Consider the following 23,105-nt stretch of genomic DNA (forward strand, 5'->3'; position numbering starts at 1 on the left):
GATGTCGCGGTGCGACGGCCCTGGCTGGCCGAGTTCTCCCGCGCCGACGGCCGCCGGTCACGTGGACCGACGGCCGCCGTCGACTCCGGGGAGCGCCCCGGGCCGTGCACTCAGGAGCAGGCTGCCCCGTTGACCGTGAAGCCGGTGGGTGCGGCGTTGGTGCCGCTGTACGAGCCGTTGAACCCGATGCTCGTCGACCCGCCCGCGGCGAGCGAGCCGTTCCAGGCGGCGTTGGTCGCGGTGACCGTCGTCCCCGTCTGGCTCCACGTCGCGCTCCAGCCCTGCGTGACCTTCTGGTTGCCCGGGAACGTGAAGCCCAGCTGCCACGACGACCACGCGGTCGGGCCCGTGTTGGTCACCGTCACGGCGGCGGTGAAGCCCGTGCCCCACGAGTTGGCCGTGTACGTCACCCGGCAGGCTGCGGTGGGCGGCGTCGGCGTCGGCGTCATGCGGGGCGCCGTGTCGACCGTGACGGGCCCGGAGACCGCGGAGAGCTGGCCGGCCGAGTCCCGGGCGCGGACGACGAACGTGTACACGCCGTCGGCCGCGAGGCCGGTGATGGTGACGGACGGCGTGGTCGACGTGGCGACGACCGTCTGCGTGCCGCCCTCGACCTGGAGCACGTCGTACCCGGCGACGCGGACGTCGTCGGTGGAGGCGGTCCACGTGAGCGTCATCCCCGTCGCCGTCACGTTGGAGGCGACGGGCGTGCCCGGAGTCGACGGGGGGGTGTCCACGGGTGTGACGCCGCCCGTGGTGCGGACGCTCAGCGGTGCCGACGTCGACGTCAGACCGGCGCCGTTGCGGGCGCGGACCGTGAACGTGTACGCCGTGTCGGCCGTCAGGCCGGAGACCGTCGCGCTCGTCGTGGTCGACGTCGCGACGACCGCCCCCGCGGCGTTCAGCACGTCGTAGCCCGCGACCCCGCTCTCCGCGTCGGTCGACGCGGCCCACGTCAGCGTCACCGACGTGTCCGCGACCGCGCTCGCGGTCGGCGTGCCGGGGGCGCTGGGCGCGGTGGTGTCCGTGGGCGCCTGCCCACCCGCCTGCTCGGCCGCCCACGCGGTGAGCCAGACGAGCGCGGAGTTCCAGTTGATCGCGACCTCGTTGACGGAGTACGCCTCGATGTCGTCGACGAAGCACTTCTGCGCCGCGCAGCCGGCGAGCTCGGCGGCCGCGACCGGGTCCTGCAACTCGCTGTTGGGGCCGCCGGAGAACGACCCGGGGGGCGCGATCGGCAGCGAGGAGTCGTTCTGGTTGGCCCAGAACCGGTGGTGCACGTTGCGCACGGCCTTCTCGCCGTAGCCCGCGACGTACGACTGGTTCAGCGGGTTGCGGCCCTGGAAGTAGTCGAGCGCGCCGTACACGGCGGTCCGGTACTTCGCCTGGCCGGTGAAGTCGTACGCGAGTGCGAGCGCGTTGGCGTTGTTCGCGACCTGGCCGTTCGAGCCCCAGTAGTAGACGCTGCCCGCGTTGTTGGGCGCCGGGTACGCCTGGTTCGCGAGGCGCGTCAGGGCCGCGTCGGCGAACGACACGATCGCGGAGCGCGTCGCCGCGACGTCCGACGCGGGCAGGTCCGTGGGGACGAGCGCCAGCGTCGTGTCGCCCATGCCGCCGGTCCAGCCCCAGTCGTAGCCGCGCTGCGCGAAGCTCACGCCCTTGTAGAACGACGATCCGGTGACGTCGGCGCGGTACGACGACTCACCCGTCGTGGCGAACAGCTCGGCTGCCGCCCAGTAGAACTCGTCGGTCACCGACGCGTCGCTGTAGGCGCCGCCGCCCGTGCCGTCCGTGCTGGACGCGATGCGGTTCGGGTTCGCCTTGGCCGCGGCGTACGCGGTCCGCGCGGCCGCCAGGGCCTTGGCGGAGAACGTCGGGTCGTACGACTCCCACAGGCGCGACGCCTGCGCGGCGACGGCCGCCATGTTGAGGGTCGCGGCCGTGCTCACGGGCGCGAGGATGCGGCGCTGGGCGTCCTGCGAGGGGATCGTCGGGATGCCCGTCCAGTTCTCGTCGTGCATCTTGTGGTGCACCATGCCGGCGTCGGTGCGACCGGCGGGCACCTGCATGCGCATGAGGAACTCGAGCTCCCACCGGGCCTCGTCGAGCACGTCGGGTGCGCCGTTGGCGCGCTCGGGGATCGCGGCCCTGCCGTCGCCCAGGGCGGTACGGTCCGCACCCTCGACGTGCAGCGTCCGCTCGTACGCGTTCTGCAGCTGCCACGTCGCGATGCCGCCGTTGACGACGTACTTGCCCTGGTCGCCCGCGTCGTACCAGCCGCCGCGCACGTCGAGGTTGTACCCGCACGACTGCCGGCACGGCACGCTCGTGTCGCCCTGGTTGGGCGCGATCCCGAGGTGCCCGGCGGCGCGTGCGTAGGTGCTGCCGACGTACTGCGCCTCGATCGCGATGCCCGAGCGCTGGTGGTAGAAGAACGCGAGCGCGTCGTAGCGGAGCTTCTTCAGCGGGTCGGCGGAGATGTCGAACGGGTAGCTGTTGGCGCCGGCCGCGGACAGGACGTAGCCCGTGCCCGGGGTGTCGTACGACGAGAAGTCGATGAGGTGCGTGCGGTCGCCGGACAGCGTGTCGGCACCCTTGACCGTCGACGTGCCCTCGGCGACCGTGCGGCCCGCCGCGTCGCGCAGCGTCCAGGCGACCGGGCTGGTCGAGGTGCTGACGAGGGTCGCGACCTTGGCGACGCCGGGCACGTAGGCGACCTGGTTGACCTTGACCGGTGAGCCGGGGTCGGGGGCGGCGACGGCCGTCGGTGCGGTGACGCCCGCGACGCTCAGGGCTGTGGCGACCGCGAGGGCGGCGGACCAGCCGCTGCGCCGCGCGCGTCGTCGGGTGATCGGTGACATGGCGGTCCTCAGGTGGGGGACGACGGGGCGGGACGGCGCTCACACCCGGTAGTCGCCCGACGCTGGGTCCGGCCGTCGTGGAGCGCTCCCCACGGTAGGTCGGGGACCTCGCCTGTCGGACCGCCGTGCAACCGCGGAATCGATTAAGGGATGCGCGACGAGCAGACGGCCGTGCGTCGCGCGCGGATCCCGCTCCAGAGGAGCAGCGCGGCGGCGCCGATCAGCACGGGTTCGAGCGCGAAGGCGGCCCCCAGCCCGTGCCGGTCGGCCAGGCTGCCGAGCAGGAACGGCGCGGCCGCGGCGACCAGCCCGACGACCACCTGCGAACGGGCGTTCGCCTGGTCCTCGCGTCCGCGGGCGGCGTCGAGGGTGAGCGCGAGCGAGAGCGGGTAGAGGTTCGCGATGCCGACCCCGCACGCGAAGAGCCCGACGACCCCCAGGACGGGCAGGTCGGTCAGCCAGAAGACGAGGAAGCTGACGCCGGTGAGCGCGAGCGAGGCGTAGAGCAGCGGGACGGCTCGGCCGGCGCGGCGCGTGAGACCCGCGCCGAGCAAGCGCCCGAGCAGGATGCCGAGGTAGTTGCTGCTGAGGGCCGTGCTCGCCGCCGCAGCGGACAGGCCGGCGTCGATGAGCATCTGAGGGCCGAAGTAGACGAGGCAGAACTCGATGGCCGAGCCCACGGCCGTGAGGACCGCGAACAGCCAGCAGGCGACGGGCAGCCGTCCGCCGCGTCCGATGGCGGGGTCGGGTGCCGGACTCGGGAGCGGGAGGCGGCGGTGGCGCAGGTACAGCAGGAGGAGGACGAGTGCCGGCAGCGCGAACGTCGCACGCCACCCGACGACGGTGAGGGCGAGTGCGCCGAGCACCAGCGGCGCGAGCACCGCCGACGCTCCGGCGGCGATGTTGGCCTCGGTCAGCGCCTGGTCACGCCGGCTGCCGTGCCGGTCGGACAGGATCGCCTGGACCACGGTCAGCAGCATCGTGCCGGCGAAGCCGAACAGTGCCGCCGCGGTCAAGGTCGCGGGGGCGCTGCGGCCAAGGGTGAACAACGTCGCACCGCCCACGGATGCGAGCGTCGAGAGCCAGAGCAGCGAGCCCCTGCTCAGGCGTCGCGCGACCCGGACGAATCCCGCTCCTGCCAGCGCGGCACCCCCCGCCCACACCACCGAGTAGAGGCTGAGGGTGGTGTAGGAGAAGCGGAGCTCCTCGCGCAGCAGGGTCACCGCGGGTCCGAAGGCGTAGAGCCAGAACGTGTAGCAGCCGAGCACCGCGTACGACACGACGGTGGCGGCGTCGCGCACGATGGGCCGGCCGTCGCCCGGCTGCGGCGCGGTTGCGCGCGACGGGGCGGTGGAGCCGTCGCGGTCGGAAGACCCTGTGTACCGGTACACACGTACAGTGTGTGGCGTGGACGGCGCGGGAGGCAACAGGGGAAGACGGGCGACCATGCGCGAGGTTGCCCGGGCAGCCGGTGTCTCCACCATGACGGTCTCCTACGTCTACTCCCGGCCCGACCGGGTGTCACCGGACGCGGCGGCGAGGGTTCGGGCCGCCGCCCAGGAGCTGCACTACCCGGGTCCGAACCCCACGGCACGGTCCCTGAGTCGCGGCCGTGTCGGCTCTCTGGGTGTCGTCCTGGGTGAGGGGCTGAGCTATGCGTTCGAGGACCCCCAGGCGGCCCGGTTCCTCGCGGGCGTCTCGGACGTGTGTGCCAGCGAGGGCGTGGGGCTGACGCTCGTGCCGACCACCGGCACGGCGTCGGACGTCGCGCGCGTCGCCCAGGCCGCCGTGGACGGCTTCGTGGTCTGGACGACCAGCGACGACGACCCCGTGCTCGACGCCGTCGCCCGGACGAGGCTTCCCGCCGTGGTCCACGCCGGTCCCGACGGGCACGGGATGCCGGTCATCGGCATCGACGACCGGGCAGCGGCCTCTGCCATCGGGCGCGTGGCGTTCGCCCGGGCCACGCGTCCCGTCGTCCTCGGCTTCCCGCTCGACCGCGGACGCGACCGTCGGTTGCTCGTCGGTGACCAGGTCGGTGACGTGAGGTTCCCGGTCACCCGCCATCGGTGGGAAGGGCTGCGGGCCGCCTGGACGAACGTGGGCCGTGACCCCGCCCAGCTCCGGCTGGCGGTGTGCCCGGTCAACCGCGTGACCGAGGGCGAGAGCCACGTCCGCGACCTGCTGCTGGGCGACGACCCGCCCGACGCCGTGGCCGCCATGAGTGACGAGCTCGCCCTCGGGGCCCTGCGCGCGGCCGAGGCTCTCGGTCGGCGTGTCCCCACCGACCTGGCCGTCACCGGGTGGGACGACAGCGACGCGGCCGGGCCTGCCGGCCTGACGACCCTCGGGCAGTCGCTGCGCGAGCAGGGCGCCGCGTGTGCGCGGGCAGCGCTCGGGCAGCCGGTGCAGCCCCAGGAGCGGCACGACTGGCACGTGGTGGTCCGGTCGACGACCCGCGACCCGGACTGACGGTCGGCGTCGACAGCCCGCCGCGGCCAAGGTGGCGCGGCGTGCGGCCGTCACGGGCGCCCGGGATCGGGCTCCCGGGCGGTGGTGGTTCGCCCTCGCGCCTCTCGCGGCGCTCGTCGTCACGGTGGTCGTGCTCGGCGCGTCCGTCCTGGCAGGGAGCCCCTGGTGGGTCGTCGGTGCACTCGCAGCCGGGGCACCCGCGCTGGTCGTCGCGGCGACGTCGCGGCGCCCACGGACCCCTTGACACCCCCGGCGCACGGCCCGCCAGGTTCGACAGCGACTGAACATGTGCACAACTATTGCGACATCGATATGGTTGTGCGCATGGCAGACCTGCGGAGCGGTGCAGAGGTGACGGTGTCCGAGGCCGCACGTGCCGCCGCGCTCAGTCCAGCACGTGTGCGGGCGCTCGTGAACGCTGGCCGGGTGCCCTCACGGAAGGTGGGCAACCAGCATCTGGTCGACGTGAACGCGTTGCTGGCGATGCCGCGCCGACCGGGACGCCCCATGTCTCCGCGCACGGCCTGGGCCCTGCTGCTGCTGGCCGACGACCAGCGGCCCGAGTGGGTCGCACCCGGGGACGTGTACCGCGTGGAGAGGCACCTGGACCGGCTCGCTTCCGACCCGGCACCTGAGCTGCTGCTGCAGGCGCTCGTGCGGAACAGAGCCACCCGGCACGCGTACGGGGCACAGGAGCCGGATGGCCTGCGGCGTGACGACCAGCTCGTGCTGTCCGGGCTGAGCGACTCACGTGCCGGTATCTCCGCAGGTGCCGACGTCGAGGCGTACGTCCAGGACGACGACATCCGAGGGGTCGTGCGACGGCACCTCCTGGTCGCGGCCTCCGACGCTCGCGCCAACGTGTGGCTGCACTCCGCGCCGTTCGTACCTCCGTCGTCATTGCGGCTTCAGGTGGCTGCCGACCTCGCGGAGCACGGCGGCCCGCGTGAACGCCAGAGAGCCCGGGACATCATCCGCGCGGCCGTGGAAGGCCGTCGGTGACGGTGCAGCTCCCACCGATGCGCGACCCGCAGCGAGACGCGTGGTGGACGCTGATGGACCTCTACGGCCGGATGCCGACCGGTGTCAGCCCGCTCCCCGGACGATGTCGACGACCTCGCTCAGCGTCCCGATCCGGTACCGCGCCTGCGAGAAGTCCCCGCCACCGGTGAAGTGGTAGTCCACGACCGCGCAGTCGATCCCGGCCGCCACCGCCGACCGCAGCCCGCGCTCCGAGTCCTCGACGACGAGCGTCTCGGACCTGGCGGCGCCGAAGCGCCGCAACCCCACGAGGTACGGCTCGGGGTGCGGCTTGGCGCGCTCGTAGTCCTGGCGCACCAGGACGAAGTCCAGGAACCCGCGGATCCGGCGCTCGGCGTGGATGAGGTCGAAGTCCGCGCGCTTGCAGCTCGTCACGACGGCCAGGCGGGCGTGCTGCGACAGCTCGGCCAGCACGTCGACGACGCCCTCGATCTCGATCGTCTGCGTCCGCAGGTGCTCCTGGTAGCAGGCGTCGCGCACCGCGCGGAGCCGGTCGATCGTCTGCTCGTCGACGCCGGCCGCCCGGGCCTGGTCCCACGTGCCGAGCCCCTGGGCCATGTCGCTGAGGTACCGCGCCCTGTCCAGGACCACGCCGGCCTCGGCCAGCGCGTGTGCTCCGGCCTCGTAGTACCAGTGCTCGGTGTCGACGAGGACGCCGTCGTGGTCGAGCAGGACGTACCGCTTCATCCCCGCAGGTCCGCCAGGGTGCCGGGCCGCCGCCGCGGGGCCGGTGCAGGCGCCGAGTCCCGCGGGGTGACCTTCCACACGAGCAGCGCCGCTGCCGCCAGGGGGAGCGCCACCACGGCGTCCGACCACGGGCTCGTGTCGTGCGAGGAGTACAGCACCACCAGCGGGCCGAGGAGCTCGGTGGGCAGCGGGCTGGACACGATGAGCGCGGCCGCGAGCGCGCGCGTCCACCGGTCGCGGGCCGGGTCGGGGCCGGCCCCGAGCTCACGAGCAGCCCAGATGCCGGCCGCGACGGGGACGACGACGGTCAGGACGAGCGCCGCGGCCGTGATCCCGGGCGTGGGCTGGACCTGCCCGGTCACGCCCGACGTCCAGGCGTGCGCACCGAGGACGGTGAGGGCGCCCGCTGTCGAGAACGCCACCGGCACGGAGAACCAGAGCGGCCGCCGGACCAGGAGGAACGGCAGCACGGCGGCGGCACCCGCGAGCAGGATCATCGCGGCGCCCGCGTACTGGGCGGCGTGCCCGGCCGGTGTCCAGGGGTCGGAGACGAGCAGGTGGTCGAACGCGTGGTCCTGCAGCCGCAGGCACGCGTCCGTCTCGAAGGCGCCCCGCTGGCACGCGGGCCACCACCGTTGCGCCGCGGCGGCCACGAACATCACGGCGGACGCGAGCAGCAGCGACGACGCCGTCGCCCTCATCACGAAACGGGACATATCAGGAGTGAAGCCCAGATCAGTGCGCCTGGCCAGAGGCTGTCCGGCGCGCGGCGACAGGGCCGGACGCCCATAGTTGTGCCGTCAACCAATGTGGCGTAACGTCAACGTTGACGCAACAACCAATCGACTCGGGGAGCTCCTCATGGCACACGTCACGATCATCGGCACCGGCAACATGGGCCAGGCCATCGCCGCCCTCGCCGCCAAGGGCGGCCACTCGGTCCAGGCCCTCGCCCACACGGACACCGGCGAGGCCGTCACCGGGGAGCTCGTGGTCCTCGCCGTGCCCTACGCCGCGCTCACGGACATCGCCGCGCAGCGGGCCGAGCAGCTCGCCGGGCGGGTCGTCGTCGACATCACCAACCCGGTCGACTTCGAGACCTTCGACTCGCTCGTCGTCCCGGCCGACGGCTCCGCGGCGGCCGAGCTGGCCGCGGCCCTGCCGCAGTCGCGCGTCCTCAAGGCGTTCAACACCAACTTCGCCGCGACGCTCGCCTCGGGCGCGGTCGGCGACGTGCCCACGACCGTCCTCGTCGCCGGCGACGACGCGCAGGCCAAGCAGCTGCTCATCGACGTCGTCACCTCCGGTGGCGTCCGTGCCGTCGACGCCGGCTCGCTCAAGCGCGCCCGCGAGCTGGAGGCCGTCGGCTTCCTGCAGCTCACGCTGGCCGCCGGCGAGAAGATCGCCTGGACGGCGGGGTTCGCGGTCGTCTCCTGACCTTGTGAGCCGCGCGCCTGCTCAGCCCTTTACCGGGGGAAAGAGCAGGCGCGCAGCGCCGCGCGGGGTGCGTCCAGCCGGCGCAGCGGCACAGTCGACCACGGTGGACGAGACGGGAGGAACCCCCGCCGATCCCCTTGACAGCGTGCGTGCCGAGCCCGTTAGGTTCGTGAGCATTCTCGATAGAGAACGTTTGCCACTGCCACTCCCCGCGCAACGGTGCGCCGGGGAAGCCCTGGAGGGGATCCCATGCCGGGTTCGCGACCGGACACCACCGCCACTGCTGGAGCGGGAGCCGTCCGGCCCGCACGCAGGGCGATCAGACCCATGATGGCGACGCTGCTCGCGGGGGCGCTGACGGTCGCCGCGCTGGTCCCCGCTCACCCCGCGTTCGCAGCGACCGAGCCCGAGCTGCCGCCGAGCGGGCAGACCTTCGAGCACTACCCGCCGATGAAGGAGGCCTACGAGGACTACTTCTCGTTCGGCATCTTCGGCGCCGGTGAGGTCGACGGCCTGATCTACAACTACGCGTCCTACACGCCGGGCAACGAGATGAAGCCCGAGAGCACGCAGCGCGAGAAGGGCGTGTTCACCTTCGACCCGGCGGAGGCAGCCTTCGCCCGGTATACGACACGCAACCCCGACCTCGCGCTGTACGGGCACACCCTCGCGTGGCACTCCCAGACCCCGACGTGGATGTGGGACGCGCCCCCGGCCCGGTTCGACCAGCCCGGCACGTTCGACAGCGCCGTGGCGCTCGAGAACCTCCACACCCACATCGAGGCCGTCCTCGGGCACTTCGGTGAGCGCCTGGTCGCGATCGACGTCGTGAACGAGGCCGTCGGCACCGCGAACCCGGCCGACTGGCGCGGCTCGCTCGCCAAGGGCGAGGGCTGGTACCAGGCGCTGGGCGCCGACTGGGTCGAGCTCGCGTTCCTCAAGGCCGCCGAGGTCGTCGACGCCAACGGCTGGGACGTCAAGCTCACCTACAACGACTTCGGCCTGGACTCCCCGGCCAAGGCGCGCGTCGTCTACGAGATGGTCAAGGACATCAACGAGCGCCACGCCGGCGTCCGCCCGGGCGGCAAGCCGATGATCGAGGTCATCGGCATGCAGGGCCACTACAACCTGGCCACCGACGTGGCGGCCGTCGAGCAGAACATCAAGCTCTTCGCGACCCTCGGCGACGTCGAGGTCCACGTGACCGAGATGGACATCGCCCTGCCGCCGGGCGAGCTGACGCCCGAGAACGAGAACAACCAGGGCATGAAGTACGCCGAGCTCTTCCAGGTCTACCGCGACCACGCGGCCGGCCCCGCCAACACGACCGACAACCCGCACGTGGTCGCCGCCGTGAAGCTGGCGGGGGTCCGGGACGTCGTCAGCGGCTGGAAGGGCGGCGAGTTCGCCATGCCGTACGACTACGACGGCAACGCCAAGCTCGCGCTGCTCGGCATCCTGTACCCGGAGCAGTTCCTCGCGACGCACGAGTACATCGACACCTCCGGCGGCGAGGAGCGCCCGCCCGTGCCCGGCGTGCACGTGTTCGACACCTCCGACGGCGACTCCTGGAGCGGCGCCAACATCGTCCTGGGTGACGACGCCGAGGCGTGGCCGTGGTCGACGACCGACGACGGCGAGGTGGCCTTCCGGCCCGAGCCGGGCGCGACCTACCGGGTGACCGTGAACTACACCGCCAAGGGCACGACGGCGATCCGGGTCCGCTGGGTCCGGGACAACACCAACAGCGGCTACACCACCGCCGACGGGGCCGCGGTCAACGCCCACCCGTACGCCGCCGGCCAGGTCGCCACGCACATCCCCGCGTACTTCAACAGCGGCATGGTCAACATGGGTAGCTACGACCTGGTCACCGAGATCACGCTCGACGGCGACCAGCCCGCCGACGGCCTCATCGGCAACATCGGCATCCGCGGGGGCGGAGGAGGCAACGCGTTCTCCGTCAACACGATCACGGTCGAGAAGGTCTCCGCCGCCGGTGACGAGGTGCTCGTGACGTGGCCCGGCGCGGTCGTCCCGCCGCCGGCGAGCGCCCCGGCGGCGCCGACGGACGTCTCCGCGGTCGCCGCCGCCGGCTCCGCGACCGTGTCGTGGACGCCCCCCGCCGACGACGGCGGCAGCCCTGTCACCGCGTCCACCGTCACCGCTGCACCGGGCGGGGCGACGTGCACGACCGACGGCGCGTCCTGCGTCGTCGAGGGCCTGACGAACGGCCGGGCGTACACGTTCACGGTGGTCGCGACCAACGCCGCGGGCGCCTCCGAGCCGTCCGCGGCGTCGGCGGCGGTGACGCCGACGGTGCTGCCTGGGACCCCCGGGCAGGTCTCATTGACCGTCTCGGCGGCCGCCGAGTGCGTCGCCGGGCGGCCGCACGTCACGGTGCACGTCCGCAACAACGAGCGCGTGCCGGTCCTCGTCGCCGCGACGACCCCCTGGTGGTCGGTCTCCGGGCGGCTGCTGATGCCGGGAGCGTCGTTCGAGCGCACCTGGTCCGCGCCGGGCGCGAGCGTGGCCGCGGGGAACGTCCGGGTCACGGGTGCGGCAGTCGTCAGCTGGCGGCCCGCCCTGACGACCTACCAGGCCGGCCACGCGGGAGCGTCCTGCGGCTGACGTCGGAGCGGTGCACCGGCGGGGTCCTCTTGCCGGTGCACCGCCCAGCGGGCATCACGGCCCGCGGGCGGGGGAGCGCGGCCGGAGCCGTCGTACCCTGGGTGTCAGCTCAGGGGCAGTCTTCCGTGTGTGGGGTGGGGCGCACGGGTCCTCGACGCATCCCCGGAGCACCCACGTTGACGTACCAGCTCGCGCCCTCGCGCGCGTCCGCGCCCACCGGCGTCCCCGCACCCCGCCTCTCGCTGCCTGCCGCCGGTGGTCTGCCCTTCCTGGTGACCGCCCTGGCCGGACGCATCCCGTCCTCGATGATCCAGCTGGGCCTGCTGATGTTCGTGGCCTCGTCCGGGCTCGGTGTCGGGCTGGGCGGCGCGACGGTGGCGGCTGTCGGCATCGGCACCGCCGTCGGCGCCCCGCTCGTGGGACGCGGCGTCGACCGGTGGGGACCGCTGCCCGTCGTCGCCGTGGCGACCGCCCTGCAGGTCACCGGTCTGCTCGCGGTCCTCGTGGCCACCACGCAGGGCGCCGCGACGTGGCTCCTGCTGCTGTGCGCGGCGGTCGTGGGGGCCGCCAACCCGCAGGTCGGGTCGATCGCGCGCTCCCGCTGGTCGCACCTGGCGCGACGCGGCGGAGGGCCGGACCTCGTCCGTCGGGCGCTGGGCTACGAGGTGGCCGCGGACGAGCTCGGGTTCGTCGTGGGGCCCGTGGCCGCCGGGCTGCTGGTCGCGCTGCTCGGCCCCGTTCCCGCGCTGTGGGTGCTCGTCGGCCTCGCCGTCGTGGGGCAGGGCGCCTTCGCGGCGTACCTGTGGACGGACCGCGCGGCGTGGCCCCGGCGCACCCGCACGGACGTCGGGACGGCGCAGCCCGTCGCGCGGCTGGACCTGCGTCCGCTCCTCGCGCCGATGCTCGCGTGCCTCGCCGTCGGCATCGCGTTCGGCGCGACGCAGACCGGGCTCACCGCCGTCAACGCCGCGCGCGGCACCGACGAGCTCACCGGCCTGGTCTACGCCTGCGCCGGGGTCGGCAGCGGGATCGCGAGCCTCGCGCTGTCCCGGCGGGTCCGGCGCGGGAGCATCGCCGCGCGCGTGGTCGCCGGAGGTGCGGCGGTCCTGGTCGGGGCGCTGGGGCTCGCCGCGCTGCCCGGCCCCTGGGGTGCGGCGGCGTGGGCGGTCGTCCTCGGGGTCGGTGCCGGGACGCTGCTCGTCAGCGGCTACGCGCGTGCCGAGCGGGTCGCGCTGCCGGGGCTCGTCGCGTCGACGATGGCGCTGCTGGCCACCGCCCTGGTGCTCGGCGTCTCCGGGGGAGCGGCGGCCGGCGGCGCGCTGGCCGGTTCGCTGCCGCACGTCTTCTGGCCCGCCGCCGCGGCGGGTCTGCTCGGGATCTGCGCCGGGGCGGCGCTGCGCACCGACGGGCGTCCGCCCCGGCCGTGACACGGGCGGGGCGGTTGGCGCGTGCGGGTCGGCCGCTCCCGTTCGGGCGCCGCCCTCGGCTCGGGAGGCCGTCGTCCGAGCCGCGACATAGCCTGCCGAGGTGACGCCCCCACCGCCCGTCGCACCCGCGGAGGGTGGCGACGACGTCGCACCCCGGCACGCGCGGCGCTCGCCGCGGGCGGCACAGGCCCGTGCCGCGGCGCTCGCCGGTCTCGCGGTCGTGTGCCTCGGGGCGGGCGCTCTCACCTCGGTCGCTCTCGACGGCGCGCAGGAGGAGCCCGTCGCGCGTGCGACGACGGCCGCGGAGGTCCGCACCCCGGCGCCGACCCCGACATCCGCGTGCGTCCCGGCGCCGCTGGAGCAGCGCGCCGCCGCGACCCTCGTCGTCGGCCTGCCGGACGTGCGCAGGGCCACCGACCCGCTCGCGCGGGACGTCGTCGCGCTCGGTGTCGGCGGCGTCTTCCTGTCCGAGTCCAACGTCGGCACCGCGCAGCAGGTGGCGGCGCTGTCGGCGGGGCTGCGCGCGCTGGCGGCTCGGCCCCTGCTCGTGTCGACCGACGAGGAGTCGGGCCGGGTCGCGCTCATGCGGGGCGTCGTCGGCGCGGGGCCCTCGCCGCGGCGGATGACGCAGCGTGAGACCCCCGAGGCGGTGCGGCAGCGGGCCGCCGCCACGGGGAAGGCGCTCGCCTCGGTCGGCGTCGACCTCGACCTCGCACCCGTCCTCGACCTCGACGACGGCCCGGCCGGTGGCGTCGTCGGCGACCGGTCGTTCAGCGCGGACCCCGCCACGGCCGCCGACTACGGGCTCGCGTACGCCCAGGGCCTCACCGACGCGGGTGTCCGGCCCACGATGAAGCACTTCCCCGGGCACGGGCGCTCCACCGTCGACTCGCACGAGACGTCCGCGCTCGTGACCACTGGGCTCGACGAACTCGTGGCGACGGACCTGCTGCCCTTCCAGCGCGCGATCGACGCGGGCGCGCCGGTGATCATGCTCAACCACCTGCAGTACGCGGCCCTCGACCCCGACCGGCCGGCGTCGCTGAGCCCACGTGCCTACGCGCTGCTGCGCGAGATGGGGTTCGAGGGGGTCGCGATGACCGACTCGGTCGGGATGGGCGCGGTGAACCTGCGGTGGGACTTCCCGGCAGCCGCCGTCGAGGCCGTTGCCGCGGGCGCGGACGCCGTCCTGACGACGGACGGGCGCCACGCCGTGCGGATGCGCGACGCGCTCGTCGAGGCGGTGCGGACCGGGACGCTCCCCGAGCAGCGGCTCTCCGAGGCGGCCGCACGGGTCGCCGCGCTCGCGGGCGGGGACCCGGTGGCGACCTCGTGCGTCGACGTCGCCCGCCCGACGCTCGCCGGACCGGTCGCCGTCCCCTGAGCCGCCCGTCTCGGAGCGCCCGGTCACCCACCCGCGTCACCGGTTCCCGGCTCGTCGCTGCCGCCGGCATCGTGACCCGACCACCGGGCCGCTGCGGCAGCACACGCCGCCCCGTGCTCCGGGTGGGCGACGAGGACGAGCCGGTGGTCGTGGTCGCTGTACTGGACGCGCAGGTCGACCCCCGCGTCGGCCATGAGGCGCGCCACCTGGCCCAGCTGACCGGGCGTGCCCTGGTCCAGCCGGAGCAGCACGACGTCGGACACGGTCACCGGCCCGATGTCGGCGCGCTGCAGCGCCGCCTGCGCCCGGTCGGCATCGGCCACCAGGAAGTGCGCCACCGCGGCCCCGGCGTGGCTGAACACCCCGCCCCCCTCGAGGCTGACCCCGGCCGCACCGAGCACCTCGCCCAGCTCCGCGAGGGCACCGGGTCGGTCCGCGAGCAGCACCTCGACGTCGCGCAGCCCGCTCACGCGTCCACCACCGTCGGGTCGACCGAGACGTCGGCGGTGAGCGAGCGGGCGACGTAGCACTGGTCGTGCGCCTGCTCGACGAGCGTCCGGACGAGGTCGTGGTCGGTGCCGGGCGCGACGCGCACGACCGGCGTCAGCGCGATCCGGGTGAGCCGGGGGTGCGGGGTGTCGGTGGGCATGACGGCCTCGGCGTCGTCCGCGTACCCGACCACGTCGACACCGGCGCGGGCCGCGGCACCCAGGAACGACAGGAGCTGGCACGAGCTGGCCGCCATGACCAGCAGCTGCTCGGGGTTGAGGCGGGTCGCGTCACCACGGAACTCGGGGGCGGCGCTGAGCGCCACCCGCGCCGTGCCGCCGGCGCCGTCGGCGTGGTGCTCGCGGCGGTAGGACCGGTACCCCTCGCCCGTGGAGCCCGACCAGGCGAGGTGGGTCGTGTACGTGTGCGTCGTCATGACCGGCACCGTAGGACGGGAAGACTTCGGCGACGGCCGAAGTGTCCCGGCGGTACGGTCGGGACGTGGGCAGGGACTTCTCGGTCGTCGGCCGGGCGCTCGCCGCGCCCGCGCGGTCCACGTTCGTCGACCTCCTCATGGACGGTTCACGACGGCCCGCGGGGGAGCTCGCGCGCGCGGCGGGGGTGTCGGCCGCGACCGCGAGCGAGCACCTGGCCGTGCTCGTCGACGCGGGCCTGGTCCGGTGCGAGCCGCGCGGGCGACAGCGGTTCTACGCGCTGGCCGACGACTCCGTCGCCGCCGCGCTGGAGCGGCTGGGGCACCTCTGCCCGTCGGCGCCGACGACGTCCTTCCGTCACGCTCGCGAGGCTCGCGACCTCGCGCGGGCGCGCCTGTGCTACGACCACCTGGCCGGACGCCTCGGCGTCGAGCTGCTGGAGTCGATGCAGCGCTCCGGCTGGCTCGCCTCCGGGGACGTCCGCCTCACCGCGGTGGGCCGGGCCTCGATCACCGGGCTGGGGCTCCCCGTCGACGAGCTCGCCGCACGCCGGCGTCCGCTGGTGCGGGTCTGCCCGGACTGGACGGAACGACGGCCCCACCTCGCCGGCGGCCTCGGTGCGGCGCTCGCCGCGCTCTTCGTGGAACGTGACTGGGTGCGCCGCCGCACCCGCGGCCGCGGACTGGACATCACGCAGGCGGGGACCGAGGCCCTCGCTCGGACCTGGGCACTGGCACCGGCCACGTGGGCCTCGCCCTGCCCGGAGTAGCCCTCGCCGTCGCCTCGGCGTTCGCGGCGGGCACAGGGGCGCCGGGACGAACCGTGCGAGAACGCCCCGGATCAAACGGATCAAACCGGTAGAGTCCCCGCGGCTGCTCGTTCTGCGCGGGTGGCGCACCGTCAGGTGCAGGGGGATGACGAGAGGTGCGTGCTGTGCGGAAGCTGATGGGATCGCTGGGGGTCGCCGTGGTGCTGGCGGCAGTCGGGCTCGGGATGGGCGCCGTGCCCGCCGCCGCGGATCCGGCGGCCGACCACCGTGCCTTCGTCCAGGCAGGCTTCAGCGGGACGACGGACGAGGAGTACCGCGCCTGGGTCGAGGCCCTCGCCGCCACCCCTGACGGGCCGGTCATGCACGCGAGCGCGACCCGCGCACTGGCGGGGACGGTCGAGCAGCTGCGGGCCTACGGCGACGCGGGGTACCTCCTGGCGTGGCGGGCCGATGAGGAGATCCGGGTGGCGCGACTCATGAGCACGGCCACGAAGCCGACGGTCGACCGCGCCATCCAGGTGGTCCTCGAGATGGCGGACCCGCAGGCGGTGACGGACTTCCTCAACACCGGCCTGGCTGAGGCGCAGTACGTCGACGACAGGCTCGCGGCTGCACGGATGGTCCTCGGCGGCAGCGACAACACCGGGCCAGCCCTGGACGACGCGGCCCAGGCCGCTCTTGACGGCACGCGTGCCGAGCTGCGCGAGTTCATCGTCAGCGGTCAGTTCGTGGCGCGCGCCATCGACGCGGCGAACGCCCCTGCACCCGCGGCACCGGTACCCGCGGCGCCAGTACCCGCTGCGCCAGTACCCGCTGCGCCCGTGCCCGCGGCACCCGCAGCCGCCGCCCCAGCCGCCCAGGCCGCACGCGGCGCTCGCGGACCCGCCGTGCTGGCGGTGACGGGCGTCGCCGAGGGGCCGTTGGCGGCGTTGGCCGCTGCGGCGATCCTCTCCGGCGTCGGCTGCGTCGTGCTCGCCCGTCGGCGGCGTCAGCCCGCCTGAGCGCCCGCTCCCTCCACGGAGGGACGTTCTGCCTGAGCCGCAGGACGGTCCCGAGCGTGCCGTCGGAGGGAGGGACTACGTCGTCGCCGCGCACCGCTCCTCGGACGCCTGCGGGTCCGGCGGCTGGAAGTCCTCGGAGGTCAGCGGCAGCGACCGCACGCTGCGGAACTCGCGGCGCTGCCCGTCGACCGGGTCGGTGAACGCGATCCCCGCGGCGAGCAGCTGCATCGGCGCCCGGAAGTCGTCGAGGTCGACGTCGCGCAGCACCGGGTACAGCGGGTCGCCGACGATCGGGATGCCCAGCCCGCTCAGGTGCAGCCGCAGCTGGTGCGTGCGGCCGGTGCGCGGGGTCAGCCGGTAGACGCCGAGGCCGTCGACCTCACGCTCCAGCTCGACGAGCGTCTCGGCGTTCACGGGGGCGTCCGGCACGACCTCGGCGCGGGGGGTCCCGCGCACCTTGCGCAGGTGGTTGCGCACGACCGTCGGCAGCTCCAGGTCGGCGCGCAGCGGCGCGAGCGCGCGGTACGTCTTGTCCATGACGCGGCGCTCGAACGCCATCTGGTAGACGCCGCGCCAGCGTCGCTCGGTGGCGAGCAGGAGGACCCCGGACGTGCCCCGGTCGAGGCGGTGCAGCGGCGAGAGCTCCGGCAGGTCCAGCTCGGCGCGCAGCCGCACGACGACGCTCTGCACCACGTGCCGTCCGCGGGGGATCGTCGACAGGAACGGCGGCTTGTCGACGACCACGAGGCGCTCGTCGCGGTGCACCACGTGGATCGGCCCGGGCACCACGGGCTCGTCGCGCACGATCCGGTGGAACCACACGTGTCGGGCCGGCACGTACGGGTCGTCGTCGCGCAGCGCGCGCCCGTCCTCGTCGACGAAGCACCCGTGCGCCAGCATCCCCGCCACGTCGACGTGCTCGGGGAGCCGGGCGCGCAGCCACGCGCCCATGGTGGACCAGGCGTCGGGGACCCCGCGGGCGCGCGGTGGCGTGCACAGGCGGGCGGCGGCCAGCCCGTGGCGTGCCGGGAGGGGGGAGCGGGGGGCCACGTGTCGAGGGTACGAGGCGACGGCGCCCCTTCCTCCCGCAGAGCCGTCCGGGCACGTGACGCGACGCCGGCGACGCGAGGGGGGGCGGCCCGGCGTGGCCGGTGCAACGATCGCTGGACCGCCGGTGGTGGCCCGCCTAGGGTCCTCGGCGTGGAACGAGGACGAGCAGCCCGGTCGTGGTCGGTGCCCCGCCGGTGGTGGCGCACGGCGCGGGCGCGTCTCACCCCGGAGCGCGGCCTGCGGGACCGCCTCCTGACGGAGGCGGCACGGTCGTACGTGGCCGGGGGTACCGCGATCGTGCTCAGCCTGACCCCGGTCATGCCGAGCGCCGACGGCCGGCCGTGGTGGGTCGTGGACCACCTGCTCGTGTTCCTGGCGGCCTACCAGCTCGTGTACGTGGGGCTGACGCTCGCCGTCTTCCTCCCCGCGTCGCCGCAGACGGTCGCGCGTGCCGGTGCCGCCATGCCCCGTCGGGGCTTCGTGCACCGGTGGCTCCTGGTCGCCGAGCCGGGAGCGGGCGCGGCGCTCGTCGTCGGTGCCGGTGCCATGGCTGCGGCCGTCGTGGTCCTGCCGCAGGCCGACCGCTTCACCAGTGCGCTGCCGGCGCCACTGCTCGTCGCGATGTGCGTCGTCCTCATCGTCACGGCCTGGGCCACGATGGTGCTGACGTACGCGGTGGAGTACCTGCGCCGCGATGGCGCGACGGGCGGACTGCGGTTCCCCGGCGAGGGGCCGCGCGTGTTCAGCGACTACCTCTACGTCGCGGTGTCCGTCGGCACCACCTTCGGGACGACCGACGTCGAGGTCACGAGCAGCGCGCTGCGGCGGACCGTCACGGGGCAGGCGCTCGCGGCCTTCCTGTTCAACGCGGTGATCGTCGCCATGACCGTCGCCTCGATCGCCGCGCTCGCGGCCTGACGCACGACGACGGCGCCGCACCTCGGGGAGGTACGGCGCCGTCGCGACGGCCGGCACAGGGCCGGTCAGGTGGTGCTGGTCAGCTGCAGGTCAGGGTGGCACCGGACGGTGCGTTGCCCTGGCCGATGAACCCGAAGGTCGTCGACTGACCGGCTCCGACGGACCCGTTGTACGGGGCGTTCGTGACGACGCTGCCGGAGATCTGGCCGTTCCAGACGTTGTTGGTCGAGACGCCACCGGGCAGGGTGACGCGCCAGCCGTTGAGGCCGGACGACCCGGCCGTGACCGTCACGGTGCCCTGGTAGCCGCCGGGCCAGCTGTTCGCGATCGTCAGCGCGGCGGAGCAGCTGCCGCTGACGGGCGGTGTGGTGACCGGCGGGGTGGTGACCGGCGGCGTCGTGACGGGCGGTGTGGTGACCGGCGGCGTCGTGACCGGCGGCGTCGTCACCGGCGGCGTCGACGGGTCGGTGCCGGGGCCGGAGTTCAGCGTGTCGAGGACCGCGGTGTACGCGGCCTTCTTGTTGCCGTTGCCGTCGAACAGCAGCGGGGTGCCCGAGGCGCGCCACGAGTCGGTGTCACGCACGCCCCACACCGTGATGCCGGTGCAGCGCGAGACGTTGAGGCAGGCCTGGACGACCTTGCGGTAGTTCTCGGCCTGCTGCTGGCCGGAGCCCTCGATGTCGAGCTCGGTGATCTGCACGTCGACACCCAGCGCGGCGAAGCTCTCGATCGTCGTCTGGTAGTTGGCCGGCACCGGGCTCTGCGGGTTGAAGTGCGACTGCAGGCCGACGCAGTCGATCGGGACGCCGCGCTGCTTGAAGTCCCGCACCATGCGGTAGACGCCCTGCGTCTTGGCGTGCGACCAGTCGTCGGTGTTGTAGTCGTTGTAGCAGAGCTTGGCCGCCGGGTCGGCGGCGCGGGCCGTGCGGAACGCGACCTCGATCCAGTCGCTGCCCGTGCTCTCGAGGTTCGACGGACGACGCCCGCCGCCGCTGCCGTCCGCGAACGCCTCGTTGACGACGTCCCAGGCGTAGATCTTGCCCTTGTAGTGGCCGGCGACACCGTTGATGTGGTTGATCATGGCGGTCCGCAGCTGCTGACCCCCCATGTTCTGCATCCAGCCCGGCTGCTGCGAGTACCACGCCAGCGCGTGACCGCGGACCTGCTTGCCGTTCTGCTGGGCCCAGTTGAGGATGCGGTCGCCCTGCGTGAAGTTGAACTGGTTCTGGTTCGGCTCCGTCGCGTCCATCTTCATCTCGTTCTCGGCCGTGATCATGTTGAACTCACGGTTCGCGATGGTGGAGTACGTGGAGTCGCTGAGCCGGCCCGCGGCGATCGCGGTGCCGAAGTACCGGCCGCGGTCCTCGGCGGCGTCCTGGAGTGTCGAGCCGGCGGCCTGGGCGGGGATGGCCGCGGCGGCGGTCACCGCGAGCGCGAGGATCGCGATCGCGGACGCGCCTCTGGCGACGTAGGTCTGCCCTCGTCGGAGCGTGGATGGGGGGGTCATCGTTCCTCCTTGAAAAGCCGATCGCCGGATCGTCAGCGAGCCGGTCGGCGGAGGCCCCACTCTTCGACCCGGGGATGTGTCCGTCAACGCACTAAACGTTCAAGTTTCGACCCGGTCTCCGACAGCTCGTCCCGCGCTGGACCGTCGGCGTGCGACGTCGGGGTGGTTGGCCCGGGCGAAGTCGGCGTTCATGAAGTCCAGCTCGTGCTCCAGGAGCAGGGACGCGGACTCCTCCGACGGTCTGCTGCCGAGCGGCGTGAACGCGACGTGGCACAGGACCCTGCCATGGATGACGTCCGAGGTGCGCGAGCTGATCTGCTGTGCCGTGCGCCGAGGTGTTGAACACGCTCAGTTGAACGTGTTCAACTAGGTCCATGACGGACATGCCGCCCGACGCCCTCGCACCCGCCGCGCTCGCGGGCGTCCGGGCGGCCGTGGCGCTCGGCGCCGTCGTCGTCCTGCCGCTCGGCCTGCGGCTGCTGGCGGCCAGCGGGGCGGCCCCGGTACCCCGGCCCCGGTCGACCGCGTGGCCGCTGGCGGGTGCCGCCGCAGCGCTGGCCCTGCTGCTGCCCCGGGGACCGGCGGCCGTCGCGCTGGCCGTCCCCTTCGCCGTGGTCACCGGCGTCCTGCTACTGACGGCGGCGCGGGCGTGGACCGTTCCCGGCCGTGCCCGCGGCGTGCCCGACATCGCCGTCGCGGTCGCCCTGGGCGTCACGACGGTGGGGGCGCTCGCGCTCGTGGCCGACCGCGCCGGCGCGTCCGTGCTGGGGTTCGACGGGGACATCCTGCTGCTCACCGTGCCGCACATGCTGTTCGCCGGGTTCGGCGCGTGCCTCGCCGCCGGCCTGGCCGCGCGCGCCCGGTCGGCCGGGCCCGACACGCTCGCCCGCGTCGGCGCCGGCGGGACGACGCTCGGCGTGCTCACCGTGCTGGCGGGCTACCTCGTCTCGGACGAGGCCGAGCTCGTCGGCACCGTCGTGCTCACCGCGGGGATCTGGTGCGCGACGGCCGCTGCGTGGCGCGCGGCCCGCCGGGACGCGGTGGGAGGCGGGCGACCCGCGGCCGCCGCCTGGGCCGGGGCGGCCGCGCTGGGCAGCGTGGTCGCGATGCTGCTGGCACTGTGGTGGGCGTGGGGTGAGGTCAGTGGCGTCGCGCACCTCGACCTGTCGTGGATGGTCGCGACCCACGGTGCGGTCAACGCGCTCGCGGTCGTGCTCGGCTCGTTCGTCGCGCTGCGGCTGCGCGCGGGGGCACCGCGCGGCGACCAGGACCCGGTGGAGGCGGCACCGGCCGGACCCGGAGGTGGGACATGGCGCTCGACGACCTGACGTACGCACCGGTCGGCGCGACGCGTGCGCGGGCCGGCGCCGCGTGGGCGCGCGCGGGCGTCCCGCAGGGCTACCGCGTGCTGCACGTCCGCCACCGCGTGGCGCGCGGGGGCGGCGAGACGGCGCGCGCGGCGCTGGCCGACGACCTGCGGACCTGGCGGGTGCACCGCGAGGCGGGTGTGCGACTGCGGGTCGCCGGGCCCGCGATACCGGGCGCGCGTGTCGTGACGCTGCTCGGCAGAGGGCCGGCCACGCTGCACGCCCCCTGCCGTGTCGTGTGGGTGGACGACCAGGGGTTCGGCTACGGCACCCTGCCGGGCCACCCGGTGGAGGGTGAGGAGGCGTTCCGGGCCGTGCTCCGCGACGGCGACGTGTGGCTCGAGGTCGAGGCGTACAGCAGGCCGGCGTGGGCGTGGGCGTGGGCCCGGGTCCTGGGACCGGTCATGCCGATCGGCCAGCGGCTCTACGTCCGCGTGCTGGCCCGTGCCGCGCGTCGGCTCCACCGCCGTCGGGCCTGAGCGTCAGGCGCGGCTCGCGCGCCCCAGGACGTGCGGCCACGCGGGCGAGAGGTGCGCGGGCCCGACATCGACCACGGCGACGGCGTCGACGGCGAACCCCGCCGTGCGGATCGCCGCCACCGTGTCACGGCCCGTGTGGCAGCCGCCGGCGAGGAGGGGCCACGCCGTGGCGTCCACGAGGCGCTGCAGGGCGCGCCGCGCACGGGTCGGCGCGGCGACGTGCTCGTAGAACCGCAGCTGCCCGCCCGGCCGCAGCACCCGGTGCATCTCGCGCAGCGCGATCGCCTGGTCCGTGACGGAGCAGAGCACGAGCGAGGCGACCACGACGTCCACCGACCCGTCAGCCAGCGGGATCTGCTCGGCCACCGCGTCGACCACCCGCACCGGGGTCCGCGCCTCCGACGCGCGCCGCGCGGCCCGCTCACGCAGGTACGGCTCGGGCTCGAGCGCGAGCACGCTGCCCACGCCGTCGGGGTAGTGGACGAAGTTGGCGCCGCCGCCCGCGCCGACCTCGACGACGTCACCCGTCAGACCCGCCAGCAGCCGGCGCCGGTGACCGGCGGCTCCCTGCCGGTCCATCGCCGGGGCCGCGCGCTCGTAGAGGCGGGCGAACACGGGTCGGGGACGCGGGCAGCGCACGAGGCCAACGTCGGACCCCGTGCCGGGCGTGTCAAGGGCCCAGCTCGGCCCAGATCACCTTGACGCTGTCCGTGCGGTACCACCCGACCTCGCGGGCCAGGCGCCGGGCGATCTGCAGGCCGAACCCGCCGTCACCCGGCGGACGTTCCCCGGCGACGCGCGGCACGCTGCCCAGGTCGTGGTCGGCCACGGTCAGCAGGAACTCGGGTCCGTCCTGCAGGAGCTCGACGGTCGTCGGCGGGCGGCCGTGACGGATCCCGTTGGTCGCGAGCTCGGAGGCGACGAGCACCAGGTCGTGCGCCACCGTGCCCAGGACCTCCTCGGCGGGGACGTCGGACCGCGTGTTGATCTCCGTCCGCAGCTGCTGCCGGAAGGCGTGCAGGTCGGAGACGTTGTCCAGGACCCACGTACGCACCGGCGTGAACCGGGCAGGCGGACGCGAGCTCCGCAGCCCGCCGTCGAGGTCGGGACTGTCGTCCGCAGGGGGTCCGGACGGTCTCGTCACGCGCTCG

The 23,105-nt window shown here is 74.4% G+C and carries 21 protein-coding genes; 11 read left to right on the forward strand and 10 right to left on the reverse strand.

Annotation, left to right across the window (positions count from 1 at the left end; translation table 11 throughout):
• Positions 1–110: 110 nt before the first annotated feature.
• Positions 111–2,861 (reverse strand): glycoside hydrolase family 9 protein, encoded by a 2,751-nt coding sequence (locus IR158_RS10485; protein WP_291812700.1) that lies wholly within the window; start codon positions 2,859–2,861, stop codon positions 111–113.
• A gap of 143 nt (positions 2,862–3,004) precedes the next feature.
• Positions 3,005–4,252 (reverse strand): sugar MFS transporter, encoded by a 1,248-nt coding sequence (locus tag IR158_RS10490; protein ID WP_291812702.1) that lies wholly within the window; start codon positions 4,250–4,252, stop codon positions 3,005–3,007.
• Between the two features lie 55 nt (positions 4,253–4,307).
• On the opposite strand from IR158_RS10490, the gene IR158_RS10495 reads away from it, so the two are divergent.
• Both IR158_RS10495 and IR158_RS10500 read left to right on the forward strand, forming a co-directional pair.
• Positions 4,308–5,333, forward strand: coding sequence for a LacI family DNA-binding transcriptional regulator (locus IR158_RS10495; protein ID WP_291812703.1), 1,026 nt, complete (start codon positions 4,308–4,310; stop codon positions 5,331–5,333).
• A 507-nt stretch (positions 5,334–5,840) separates the two neighbouring features.
• Complete coding sequence (locus IR158_RS10500) at positions 5,841–6,335, forward strand: hypothetical protein (RefSeq protein WP_291812705.1); 495 nt, start codon at positions 5,841–5,843, stop codon at positions 6,333–6,335.
• Positions 6,336–6,419: 84 nt separating this feature from the next.
• On the opposite strand, the gene IR158_RS10505 is transcribed toward IR158_RS10500, so the two are convergent.
• Together IR158_RS10505 and IR158_RS10510 are read right to left on the reverse strand one after the other, a co-directional pair.
• Complete coding sequence (locus tag IR158_RS10505) at positions 6,420–7,061, reverse strand: HAD-IA family hydrolase (RefSeq protein WP_291812707.1); 642 nt, start codon at positions 7,059–7,061, stop codon at positions 6,420–6,422.
• A complete protein-coding gene (locus IR158_RS10510; protein WP_291812709.1) occupies positions 7,058–7,762 on the reverse strand; it encodes a hypothetical protein in 705 nt (234 codons plus the stop codon). Before IR158_RS10510 ends, IR158_RS10505 begins: the two co-directional genes overlap by 4 nt.
• Positions 7,763–7,922: 160 nt before the next feature.
• On the opposite strand from IR158_RS10510, the gene IR158_RS10515 reads away from it, so the two are divergent.
• The 4 genes from IR158_RS10515 (at position 7,923) to IR158_RS10530 (ending at position 13,940) form a co-directional block, all read left to right on the forward strand.
• Positions 7,923–8,498: an NAD(P)-binding domain-containing protein gene (locus IR158_RS10515; protein ID WP_291812712.1), complete on the forward strand. Its 576-nt coding sequence runs from the start codon at positions 7,923–7,925 to the stop codon at positions 8,496–8,498.
• Positions 8,499–8,825: 327 nt separating this feature from the next.
• The gene (locus tag IR158_RS10520) at positions 8,826–11,129 is read left to right on the forward strand and encodes an endo-1,4-beta-xylanase (RefSeq protein WP_291812714.1); all 2,304 of its coding nucleotides are present in this window, start codon (positions 8,826–8,828) and stop codon (positions 11,127–11,129) included.
• 176 nt (positions 11,130–11,305) lie between these two features.
• Positions 11,306–12,556, forward strand: a complete 1,251-nt coding sequence (locus tag IR158_RS10525) for an MFS transporter (RefSeq protein WP_291812716.1) — start codon at positions 11,306–11,308, stop codon at positions 12,554–12,556.
• A gap of 100 nt (positions 12,557–12,656) precedes the next feature.
• Positions 12,657–13,940 carry a glycoside hydrolase family 3 N-terminal domain-containing protein gene (locus tag IR158_RS10530; protein ID WP_291812718.1) on the forward strand — a complete coding sequence of 428 codons (1,284 nt, stop codon included), beginning with the start codon at positions 12,657–12,659 and terminating at the stop codon, positions 13,938–13,940.
• 23 nt (positions 13,941–13,963) lie between these two features.
• On the opposite strand, the gene IR158_RS10535 is transcribed toward IR158_RS10530, so the two are convergent.
• Complete coding sequence (locus tag IR158_RS10535) at positions 13,964–14,410, reverse strand: hypothetical protein (protein WP_291812720.1); 447 nt, start codon at positions 14,408–14,410, stop codon at positions 13,964–13,966.
• On the reverse strand, positions 14,407–14,865 hold the full coding sequence (locus IR158_RS10540) for an OsmC family protein (protein WP_291812722.1): 459 nt from the start codon (positions 14,863–14,865) through the stop codon (positions 14,407–14,409). The genes IR158_RS10535 and IR158_RS10540 overlap by 4 nt, the downstream gene beginning before the upstream one ends.
• A 65-nt stretch (positions 14,866–14,930) precedes the next feature.
• On the opposite strand from IR158_RS10540, the gene IR158_RS10545 reads away from it, so the two are divergent.
• Together IR158_RS10545 and IR158_RS10550 are read left to right on the forward strand one after the other, a co-directional pair.
• Entirely contained in the window at positions 14,931–15,632 is a 702-nt protein-coding gene (locus IR158_RS10545) for a metalloregulator ArsR/SmtB family transcription factor (protein WP_291812724.1), read from the forward strand.
• Positions 15,633–15,796: 164 nt separating this feature from the next.
• Positions 15,797–16,633: a hypothetical protein gene (locus tag IR158_RS10550; RefSeq protein WP_291812726.1), complete on the forward strand. Its 837-nt coding sequence runs from the start codon at positions 15,797–15,799 to the stop codon at positions 16,631–16,633.
• Between the two features lie 75 nt (positions 16,634–16,708).
• On the opposite strand, the gene IR158_RS10555 is transcribed toward IR158_RS10550, so the two are convergent.
• Entirely contained in the window at positions 16,709–17,683 is a 975-nt protein-coding gene (locus tag IR158_RS10555; RefSeq protein WP_291812727.1) for a pseudouridine synthase, read from the reverse strand.
• Positions 17,684–17,833: 150 nt separating this feature from the next.
• Here IR158_RS10555 and IR158_RS10560 point away from each other — a divergent pair, with 150 nt between their 5' ends.
• Positions 17,834–18,601, forward strand: coding sequence for a DUF1345 domain-containing protein (locus IR158_RS10560; RefSeq protein ID WP_291812730.1), 768 nt, complete (start codon positions 17,834–17,836; stop codon positions 18,599–18,601).
• A gap of 79 nt (positions 18,602–18,680) precedes the next feature.
• On the opposite strand, the gene IR158_RS10565 is transcribed toward IR158_RS10560, so the two are convergent.
• Positions 18,681–20,108 (reverse strand): endo-1,4-beta-xylanase, encoded by a 1,428-nt coding sequence (locus tag IR158_RS10565; RefSeq protein WP_291812732.1) that lies wholly within the window; start codon positions 20,106–20,108, stop codon positions 18,681–18,683.
• Between the two features lie 374 nt (positions 20,109–20,482).
• Here IR158_RS10565 and IR158_RS10570 point away from each other — a divergent pair, with 374 nt between their 5' ends.
• Both IR158_RS10570 and IR158_RS10575 read left to right on the forward strand, forming a co-directional pair.
• A complete protein-coding gene (locus IR158_RS10570) occupies positions 20,483–21,436 on the forward strand; it encodes a YndJ family protein (RefSeq protein WP_291812734.1) in 954 nt (317 codons plus the stop codon).
• Positions 21,418–21,954 (forward strand): DUF1990 family protein, encoded by a 537-nt coding sequence (locus IR158_RS10575; RefSeq protein ID WP_291812736.1) that lies wholly within the window; start codon positions 21,418–21,420, stop codon positions 21,952–21,954. Before IR158_RS10570 ends, IR158_RS10575 begins: the two co-directional genes overlap by 19 nt.
• A 3-nt stretch (positions 21,955–21,957) precedes the next feature.
• Here the strand turns inward: IR158_RS10575 and IR158_RS10580 are convergent, their stop codons facing one another.
• Positions 21,958–22,569: a class I SAM-dependent methyltransferase gene (locus IR158_RS10580; RefSeq protein ID WP_291812738.1), complete on the reverse strand. Its 612-nt coding sequence runs from the start codon at positions 22,567–22,569 to the stop codon at positions 21,958–21,960.
• 55 nt (positions 22,570–22,624) lie between these two features.
• Positions 22,625–23,098, reverse strand: a complete 474-nt coding sequence (locus IR158_RS10585; RefSeq protein WP_291812740.1) for an ATP-binding protein — start codon at positions 23,096–23,098, stop codon at positions 22,625–22,627.
• Positions 23,099–23,105: the final 7 nt, after the last annotated feature.

It is taken from the genome of Cellulomonas sp. (assembly GCF_015234515.1).
Classification (GTDB): Bacteria; Actinomycetota; Actinomycetes; order Actinomycetales; family Cellulomonadaceae; genus Cellulomonas.